Source organism: Stenotrophomonas sp. SKA14 (assembly GCF_000158575.1).
GTDB lineage: Bacteria > Pseudomonadota > Gammaproteobacteria > Xanthomonadales > Xanthomonadaceae > Stenotrophomonas > Stenotrophomonas forensis.
This window is the reverse complement of the sequence record NZ_DS999412.1, coordinates 4,468,016-4,476,579: the sequence shown is the minus strand read 5'-3', so window position 1 is coordinate 4,476,579 and position 8,564 is coordinate 4,468,016. Positions and strand designations below refer to the sequence as shown.

At 66.3% G+C, this 8,564-nt stretch carries 7 protein-coding genes; 4 read left to right on the top strand and 3 right to left on the bottom strand.

The genetic code is table 11. The features are described 5' to 3' along the window. Window positions 1-427: 427 nt before the first annotated feature. A complete protein-coding gene (locus tag SSKA14_RS20505) occupies window positions 428-1,567 on the top strand; it encodes a mechanosensitive ion channel family protein (protein WP_040009884.1) in 1,140 nt (379 codons plus the stop codon). Window positions 1,568-1,630: 63 nt separating this feature from the next. Here SSKA14_RS20505 and SSKA14_RS20500 read toward each other — a convergent pair whose 3' ends face one another. From SSKA14_RS20500 to typA, 3 genes are read right to left on the bottom strand one after another with little or no spacing between them, the layout of a single operon-like run. Beyond that, the gene (locus SSKA14_RS20500; RefSeq protein WP_008264750.1) at window positions 1,631-3,253 is read right to left on the bottom strand and encodes an amidase; all 1,623 of its coding nucleotides are present in this window, start codon (window positions 3,251-3,253) and stop codon (window positions 1,631-1,633) included. A gap of 41 nt (window positions 3,254-3,294) precedes the next feature. Further along, window positions 3,295-3,762, bottom strand: coding sequence for a DUF2127 domain-containing protein (locus SSKA14_RS20495; RefSeq protein WP_005415426.1), 468 nt, complete (start codon window positions 3,760-3,762; stop codon window positions 3,295-3,297). Between the two features lie 11 nt (window positions 3,763-3,773). Further along, window positions 3,774-5,621: a translational GTPase TypA gene (gene typA, locus SSKA14_RS20490; RefSeq protein ID WP_008266303.1), complete on the bottom strand. Its 1,848-nt coding sequence runs from the start codon at window positions 5,619-5,621 to the stop codon at window positions 3,774-3,776. A gap of 275 nt (window positions 5,622-5,896) precedes the next feature. Between typA and SSKA14_RS20485 the strand changes: the two genes are divergently transcribed. The 3 genes from SSKA14_RS20485 (at window position 5,897) to SSKA14_RS20475 (ending at window position 8,231) form a co-directional block, all read left to right on the top strand. Beyond that, the gene (locus SSKA14_RS20485) at window positions 5,897-6,388 is read left to right on the top strand and encodes a peptidylprolyl isomerase (protein WP_004153629.1); all 492 of its coding nucleotides are present in this window, start codon (window positions 5,897-5,899) and stop codon (window positions 6,386-6,388) included. A gap of 118 nt (window positions 6,389-6,506) precedes the next feature. Beyond that, window positions 6,507-7,493, top strand: a complete 987-nt coding sequence (locus SSKA14_RS20480) for a malate dehydrogenase (protein ID WP_004153634.1) — start codon at window positions 6,507-6,509, stop codon at window positions 7,491-7,493. 123 nt (window positions 7,494-7,616) lie between these two features. Further along, a complete protein-coding gene (locus SSKA14_RS20475) occupies window positions 7,617-8,231 on the top strand; it encodes an RluA family pseudouridine synthase (RefSeq protein ID WP_008265487.1) in 615 nt (204 codons plus the stop codon). The last annotated feature ends 333 nt before the right edge of the window (window positions 8,232-8,564 follow it).

Here is an 8,564-nt window from a genome sequence, read left to right as displayed (position 1 = left end):
CGCTGTTGGTAGGTGTCGACCTTGGTCGACACGGTAGATCCACGCCATGCGTGGATGCTTTTTGATTCCAATTCGAAATATTCGATTCCGGTGGAGATTCATCCACGCATGGCGTGGATCTACCGCAGATGGTGGAAATCTGTCGAGGGTGGGATGGGTCCGGTTGCGGAGGCGTGAGCCGCATGGATGCGGCGACCGAGCCTCCATGGACGGATTCACGGCGTCCCCCGCAACCGGACCCATCCCGCTATCCCTCGGAATGCACGTTTTTGCTGTTGCCGTTGAGGTTGCCGGCCAGCGGCCGGCACTACCGCAGGTGCAGGGCTACAAGCCCTGCCGATCAACACCCTCCTTACGAACGACTGACGTGACGCTCATGCGCCATGCGCGAGGCTGTCCGCTTGCTGTTCGAGTGGAGGTGGCAACCGTGCACTGGGAAAGCGCACAGGCCTATGCATGGCCGTTGGGATCGGCGGTGCTGGTGGGTGGCATCGGCGCGTGGTTGATCGTGTGGATCTACCACCGGTTGAAAGGGCGCGATCGGCGGCGTGCACGCATCGGTCGCGTGCTCGGGCTGCCGATGGCCACCGCCTGGCCGCTGCTGCTGTTGATTCCCGCGCTGCAGGCGACGCCGCTGCAGGACCCACTGCTGGGCAATCTGCAGCACGTGCTGCATATCGCGCTGACCGCGTGCTTCATCTGGTTGCTGGTGCGGGCGGTGGCCGCCGGCGAGCGAGCGATCCTGCGCAGCCATCCCATCGATGTCTCCGACAACCTGGAAGCGCGCCGCATCCAGACCCAGACGCGGGTGCTCAGCCGCGTGCTGATGGGCGGCATCATCGTGCTCGGTGCATCGCTGGTGCTGCTCACGTTCCCGATGGTGCAGAAGATCGGCACTGCTTTGCTGGCATCGGCCGGCCTGATCGGTCTGGTCGCGGGTATCGCCGCCAAGCCGGTGTTCGGCAACCTGATCGCCGGCCTGCAGATCGCGGTGACGCAGCCGATCCGGCTGGACGACGTGGTGATCGTTGAAGGCGAATGGGGCCGCATCGAGGAGATCGGCAGCAGCTATGTGGTGGTGCGCATCTGGGATGAGCGGCGGATGGTGGTGCCGCTGACCTGGTTCATCGAGAACCCGTTCCAGAACTGGACACGGCGCAGCGCCGACCTGCTTGGCACGGCCTTCCTGTGGCTGGACTACCGGGCGCCGATTGCGGCGATCCGCGCCGAGCTGGAGCGCATCTGCCGCGGTGAAGCGCTGTGGGATGGACGTGTCTGCGTGACCCAGGTGACCGAGACCAGCGAGCGTGCGATCCAGGTGCGGCTGCTGGTCAGCGCGCGCAGCTCCGGCGATGCTTTCGACCTGCGCTGCCTGGTGCGCGAACGCATGCTCGATTTTCTCGCCCGCGAACACCCGCAGTCGTTGCCGCAGGTGCGCGCACGTGTACAGCACGATGATGAGCTGGACATGCCACGGGGACCGCGTACGCGTACTGCGGATGTGCGTTCGCCGGGCGCGGAGGATGGCGAGGCGGCGATCGTGCCGATGGAATCCCAGGACCGGTAGTGCCGGCCGCTGGCCGGCATCTGCGGGATGACGGGTTGCCGGCCAGCGGCCGGCACGACCCGATCACGGCTCGCCGGCGTCGATCAGCGCGTCGGTATCGAAGTGCGGGGGCCGCCGCGCGCGGGTGCGCTGTTCGTAGGCGTAGGCCATCTCGATCAGCTTGGGCTCGCTCCAGGCGGTGCCCATGAACAGCAGGCCGACCGGCAGGCCATCGATCTGGCCCATCGGTACGCTGAGGCTGGGATAGCCAGCCACGGCCGCAGCACTGTAGCTCTCGCCGGGGAAGTCGTCCCCCTCACTGCGGATTGGCCAGGCCACGCCGGTGGTCGGTGCTACCAGGGCATCGAGTTGCTGGGCGGCGAGGGCGGCATCGATGCCTTCCGGGCCGGCCAGCCGGCGCGCATCGCTACGTGCGCGGATATAGGCCGGGTCGGCCAGCCCCGCGGTAGCGTCGGCTTCCACCAGCAGCTCCTGGCCGAACAGGCCCAGTTCCTGACTGGCATGCGCCTGATTGAAGGCGATCAGTTCGGCCAGGCTGCGCAGCGGCGCGCGGTGGGTGCTGAAGTAGCGCTCCAGCCCTGCCTTGAATTCGTACAGCAGCACGAGGCGTTCGGCCTCGGCCCAGGCGCCCTGGTTGGGCAGCTCCACCGGCACCACAACGGCACCGGCGCGACGCAGCTCGGTCGCCGCCTGGTCGATCAGCGGCGGCATGCCGCGGTATTTCAGCAGGGGCGTCTGCAGCAGGCCGATGCGCTTGCCGCGCAGGCCCTGCGGGTCCAGCCGCGCGGTGTAGTCATAGACCGCGCGGCCGGGCATGGTCGCAGTCGCCGGGTCGGCGTCGTCGCGGCCGGCGATCGCGGTCAGCACGGCCGCCGCATCGGCGACACTGCGTGCCATCGGCCCGGCGGTGTCCTGGCTGAACGAGATCGGGATGATGCCGTCGCGGCTGACCAGTCCAACCGTCGGCTTCAGGCCGACCACACCATTGATCGCCGCCGGGCAGACGATGCTGCCGTCGGTCTCGGTGCCGATGGCCACGCTGGCCAGGTTGGCGGCCACGGCCACCGCACTGCCGCTGCTGGAGCCGCAGGGCGAGTGGCTGAGTCGATAGGGATTGCGGGTCTGGCCACCGCGCGCGCTCCAGCCCGAGATCGAGTCGTTGCCGCGGAAGTTGGCCCACTCGCTGAGATTGGTCTTGCCCAGCACCACCGCGCCGGCGTCGCGCAGCCGGCGCACCAGGTAGGCGTCGTCCGGACGGAAGCCCTGCAGGGCCAACGAGCCGGCACTGGTGGCCATCGGCGCGGCGTTGATGTTGTCCTTCAGCAGCAGCGGAATGCCATGCAGGGGCCCGCGCAGGCGGCCATCGCGGCGCTCGCGGTCGCGCGCTGCGGCTTCCTTCAGTGCATCCGGGTTGAGCTCGATCACCGCGCGCAGGCGCGGCCCGGTGCGGTCCAGGGTCGCAATGCGCTGCAGGTAGGCCTGGGTCAGGGTGGTGCTGTCCAGCTCACCGGCGGTCATCCGCGCCTGCAGATCGGCGACATCGGTTTCGGCGTACGGGAACGGCACGTTGCGGCTCGCAGGTTCGGCCGCATGCGCGCTGGACGTGGCCGGGCTGCAGCCAGCCGAAAGCAGCGCAGGCAGCGCGGCGAGCAGGCAGGTCAGCAGAGGCGGCAAGGACGGGCGCATGGGGCGGCTTGGTCGGCTCCAATCCCCAGTGTAGCCGCTGCTCAGCGATGGCGCTTGCGCAGGTCGCGGGCGAGGACGTAGACCACGATCAGGTTGATCGCGAGGATCGTCCACGACGGCCAGCCCGGGTGGCGGATGATCGCGAAGATGTCGAAGGGCAGGTACAGCGAGGCAGTCAGGCAGCCCAGCCATGAGGCCCAGGCCTTGGCCCGCCACAGTCCCCAGGCTTCGACCAGGTGCAGCAGGCCGTAGCCGATCATCCCCGCCGCGGCCAGGTGCACCGCGTCGGGGCTGATCATGTGCAGCAGCGAGGGCAGGGTGCCATGGTCCGGATCCAGGCTGAAACGCCGGATCAGGACCATGATGCCGTGCCGCAGCGGCTGCGGTCCGAGCACTTCCAGCCCGGTGGCGGCCAACAGCGCCAGCATCGCCTTGCTCGCTTCGAGCAGGGCGATGACATGGAGACCCGGATGCCGGTGCGGATCCGGGTTGTAGCCGCTCTGGTTCACGGAGTGCTGGCTCAGCCGCCGCGCGACGCCTTCTTGCGGTCGCTTTCGGTCAGGAACTTCTTGCGCAGACGGATCTCCTTCGGGGTGATCTCGACCAGCTCGTCGTCCTCGATGAAGTCCAGGGCCTGTTCCAGCGAGTACTTGATTGCCGGGGTCAGCTGGATCGCATCGTCCTTGCCCGAAGCGCGCATGTTGGTCAGCGGCTTGGTCTTGATCGCGTTGACGGTCAGGTCGTTGTCCTTGGAGTGGATGCCGACCAGCTGACCTTCATACACGTTGTCGCCTTCAGCAGCGAACAGCTTGCCGCGTTCCTGCAGCGGGCCCAGCGAGTAGGCCGGCGTGGTGCCCGGCGCATTGGCGATCATCACGCCGTTGATGCGCTTGGCAATCGCGCCCTGTTCCTTCGGACCGTAATGGTCGAACACGTGGAACAGCAGGCCCGAACCCTGGGTGAGGGTCTTGAACTCGTTCTGGAAACCGATCAGGCCACGGGCCGGGATCGAGTATTCCAGGCGCACGCGGCCCTTGCCGTCCGGCTCCATGTTCTTCAGCTGGCCCTTGCGGGTGCCCAGCTTTTCCATCACGCCGCCCTGGTGCACTTCTTCGATGTCCACCACCAGCTGCTCGATCGGCTCCATCATCTGGCCGTCGATTTCCTTGATGATCACTTCCGGGCGCGACACGGCCAGCTCGTAGCCTTCGCGGCGCATGTTCTCGATCAGCACCGACAGGTGCAGCTCGCCACGGCCGGAGACCAGGAACTTGTCGGCGTCTTCCAGCTGTTCGACCTTCAGGGCCACGTTGTGGACCTTTTCACGGTCCAGGCGGTCCTTGATCTGGCGGCTGGTCAGGAACTTGCCACCGGACAGGTCCTTGTTGCCGGCGAACGGCGAGTTGTTGACCTGGAAGGTCATCGAGATGGTCGGCTCGTCGACGGTCAGTGCCGGCAGCGCTTCCGGGGTGTCCGGGTGGCACAGGGTGTCGGAGATGGTCAGCTCCGGAATACCGGAGATGGCGACGATGTCACCGGCTTCGGCGGTGTCCTGCTCGATGCGCTCCAGGCCCAGGAAGCCCAGCACCTGCGCGACCTTGCCGTTGCGCTTCTTGCCTTCGCGGTCGATCACCGCGACCTGCATGTTCTTCTTCAGGGTGCCGCGCTGGACGCGGCCGATGCCGATGACGCCCACGAAGTTGTTGTAGTCCAGCTGGCTGATGCGCATCTGGAACGGGCCTTCCGGGTCCACTTCCGGCTTCGGCGCGTGCTGCATGATCGCTTCGTACAGCGGGGTCATGTCGCCGTCGCGCACGCTGTCTTCCAGGCCGGCGTAGCCGTTCAGGGCCGAGGCGTAGACGATCGGGAAGTCCAGCTGCTCATTGGTGGCGCCGAGCTTGTCGAACAGGTCGAAGACCTGGTCGATCACCCACTCCGGACGCGAGCCCGGGCGGTCGACCTTGTTGACCACGACGATCGGCTTGAAGCCCATCGCGAAGGCCTTCTGGGTCACGAAGCGGGTCTGCGGCATCGGGCCGTCCATCGCGTCGACCAGGATCAGCACGGTGTCGACCATCGACAGCACGCGCTCGACCTCACCGCCGAAGTCGGCGTGGCCGGGGGTGTCGACGATGTTGATCCGGTTCTTGATGCCGGTCTTCTTGTCTTCCCAGGTGATGGCGGTGTTCTTGGCCAGGATGGTGATGCCGCGTTCCTTTTCCTGGTCGTTGCTGTCCATCACGCGCTCGGCGAGGACGGTACGCTCGGACAAGGTGCCGGACTGCTTCAGCAGCTGGTCGACCAGGGTGGTCTTGCCATGGTCGACGTGGGCGACGATGGCGATGTTGCGAAGATTTTCGATGGACATACGAAAGGGGGCCAGTCGGCGCCGGATTTGGAAAAAGAAGTCCAACATTATACGTCGAACTTGACGATTCGCGAAAAGGTGGATTTCACGCCGGTCATGGGGCCCATTCAGCTGGCCTGCCGCTGCCCCGGCCGAGGCCGCCAGGGCCCGGTAATGCGCGGCTCCCCGTCCGCGGGCTGAAGCGGGGTTCTTCACCGATGGTCGAAGCCGCCGCCGCCACGAGGCAGGTGTAAACTAGGTGGCTAGACGCGTTCCCCTCTGCATCAAGGATCTTCATGTCCCTCATCGCCACTTTCGACACCACCCAGGGCCCGATCAAGGTCGAGCTGTTCGCCGACAAGGCGCCGCTGACCGTGGCCAACTTCGTGAACCTGGTCAAGCACGGTTTCTATGACGGCCTGATCTTCCACCGCGTGATCGCCGACTTCATGATCCAGGGCGGCTGCCCGCAGGGTCGTGGCACCGGCGGCCCGGGCTACAAGTTCGAAGACGAGAAGAATGGCGTGAAGCACGAGGTCGGCTCGCTGTCGATGGCCAACGCCGGCCCGAACACCAACGGCAGCCAGTTCTTCATCACCCATATCAAGACCGATTGGCTGGACGGCCGCCACACCGTGTTCGGCAAGGTCCTGGAAGGCCAGGCCATCGTCGATTCGGTCAAGCAGGGCGACGTGATCCATTCGATCACCCTGGAAGGCGACGTCGACGCCGTGCTGGCCGCCCAGGCCGAGCGCGTGGCGGAGTGGAACAAGCACCTCGCCGCCTGATCCCCCTTCGAAACGGCCACCCACGGGTGGCCGTTTCCCTGTTCCCCGCCGCCCGCCAGGCCTGCGTGGCTCTGCCCGCGGCGTCCCATCAAACGCTTGCAAGCAAGAGGAAACCCCCATGAAAGCACCCGTTCGTGTTGCCGTGACCGGCGCCGCCGGCCAGATCGGTTATGCCCTGCTGTTCCGCATCGCCTCCGGCGAAATGCTGGGCAAGGACCAGCCGGTCATCCTGCAGCTGCTGGAACTGCCGGTCGACAAGGCCCAGGCCGCCCTGAAGGGCGTGATGATGGAACTGGAAGACTGCGCGTTCCCGCTGCTGGCCGGCATGGTCGGCACCGACGACGCCGAAGTCGCGTTCAAGGACGCCGACATCGCCCTGCTGGTCGGCGCGCGTCCGCGCGGCCCGGGCATGGAGCGCAAGGACCTGCTGCTGGAAAACGCCAAGATCTTCACCGCCCAGGGCGCGGCGCTGAACAAGGTGGCCAGCCGTGACGTGAAGGTGCTGGTGGTCGGCAACCCGGCCAACACCAATGCCTACATCGCCATGAAGTCGGCCCCGGACCTGAAGCCGGAAAACTTCACCGCCATGCTGCGCCTGGACCACAACCGCGCGCTGAGCCAGCTGTCGACCAAGCTCGGCAAGCCGGTCGGTGGCATGGAGAAGCTGGTGGTGTGGGGCAACCACAGCCCGACCATGTACCCGGACTACCGCTTCGCCACCGCCGATGGTGCGTCGATCGCCGATGCGATCAACGACCAGGAGTGGAACGCCAACACCTTCATTCCGACCGTCGGCAAGCGCGGCGCGGCGATCATCGAAGCCCGCGGCTCGTCCTCGGCGGCTTCGGCCGCCAACGCTGCCATCGACCACGTGCGTGACTGGGTGCTGGGCAGCAACGGCAAGTGGGTCACCATGGGCGTGCCGTCCGACGGTTCCTACGGCATTCCGGAAGGCGTGATCTTCGGCTTCGCGGTGACCACCGAGAACGGCAAGTACACCCTGGTGAAGGATCTGCCGATCGACGACTTCAGCCAGAAGTACATCGACAAGACCCTGGCCGAGCTGGAAGAAGAGCGCGCCGGCGTCGCCCACCTGCTGGGCTGATGCAGGCGGTACCGGCTCTGGCCGGTACGTCTTCCATCGAGGTAGGTACCGGCCGTTGGCCGGTACGCAGAAGACGGGGAAGCTTCGGCTTCCCCGTTTTTGTTTGGACGGATACGGAACCCCATGATCCACCTGCACTACATCGATGACGCGCTGCTGGTGGCCGAGAAGCCGGCCGGCCTGCTGTCCGTGCCCGGCCGCAGCGCCGAGAACCAGGACTGCGTGGTCGCGCGCCTGCAGGCGCTGTACCCGGATGCATTGACCGTGCACCGGCTGGACCAGGTGACCTCCGGCCTGCTGCTGCATGCGCGCGGCAAGGACATGCAGGCGGCCTTATCGATGCAGTTCGAGCAGCGCCAGGTTGGCAAGCGTTATGAAGCGATCGTGGAGGGGCTGCTTGAAGGCGATGCCGGCGAAGTGGACCTGCCGCTGATCGTGGACTGGCCGAACCGGCCGAAGCAGATGATCGACCATGAACGCGGCAAGCCGGCGCTGACGCGCTGGCGTGTGCTGGCGCGCGATGCCGGAGCGCAGCGCACGCGCATGGAACTGGAGCCGATCACCGGCCGCAGCCACCAGTTGCGGCTGCACATGGCCAGTCTTGGCCATCCCATCGTCGGTGACGTGCTGTATGACGCCGCGCCGGCGCAGCGGGTGCATCTGCATGCGAGCGCGTTGGCGTTCACTCATCCGCTGACGGGTGCCGCGCTCGCGTTCGAGTCTGCGGCTCCGTTCTAAGGGGGAGGTGGGTTCGGCAGGGCTGCGCCCTGCACCTGCTCAATGCAACGTCAACGTCAACGTCAAAAGCGTGCTATCCGTGGGATGGCGGGGCGGTGTCGGAGTGCGGGGACGCCGCAAGTACGTCCGTGTAGGCTTGGCAGCCGCATCCATGCGGCTGACACCCCGCACTCCGACACCGCCCCACCTTTGATAGGCTCACTCGGCTGTTGGTAACGGTGGCCGTTGTTCCGCGCGGCTGTTGGTAGGTGTCGACCTTGGTCGACACATCTGTCAGATATCGAATGATTCATCCACGCATGGCGTGGATCTACCGTGTCGACCAAGGTCGAC

Excerpts from the sequence above, each read along its gene's own strand:
- SSKA14_RS20475 (WP_008265487.1), top strand. The coding sequence starts at position 7,617 with ATGATCCACCTGCACTACATCGATGACGCGCTGCTGGTGGCCGAGAAG.
- SSKA14_RS20500 (WP_008264750.1), bottom strand. The coding sequence starts at position 3,253 with ATGCGCCCGTCCTTGCCGCCTCTGCTGACCTGCCTGCTCGCCGCGCTG.
- SSKA14_RS20480 (WP_004153634.1), top strand. The coding sequence starts at position 6,507 with ATGAAAGCACCCGTTCGTGTTGCCGTGACCGGCGCCGCCGGCCAGATC.
- typA (WP_008266303.1), bottom strand. The coding sequence starts at position 5,621 with ATGTCCATCGAAAATCTTCGCAACATCGCCATCGTCGCCCACGTCGAC.
- SSKA14_RS20485 (WP_004153629.1), top strand. The coding sequence starts at position 5,897 with ATGTCCCTCATCGCCACTTTCGACACCACCCAGGGCCCGATCAAGGTC.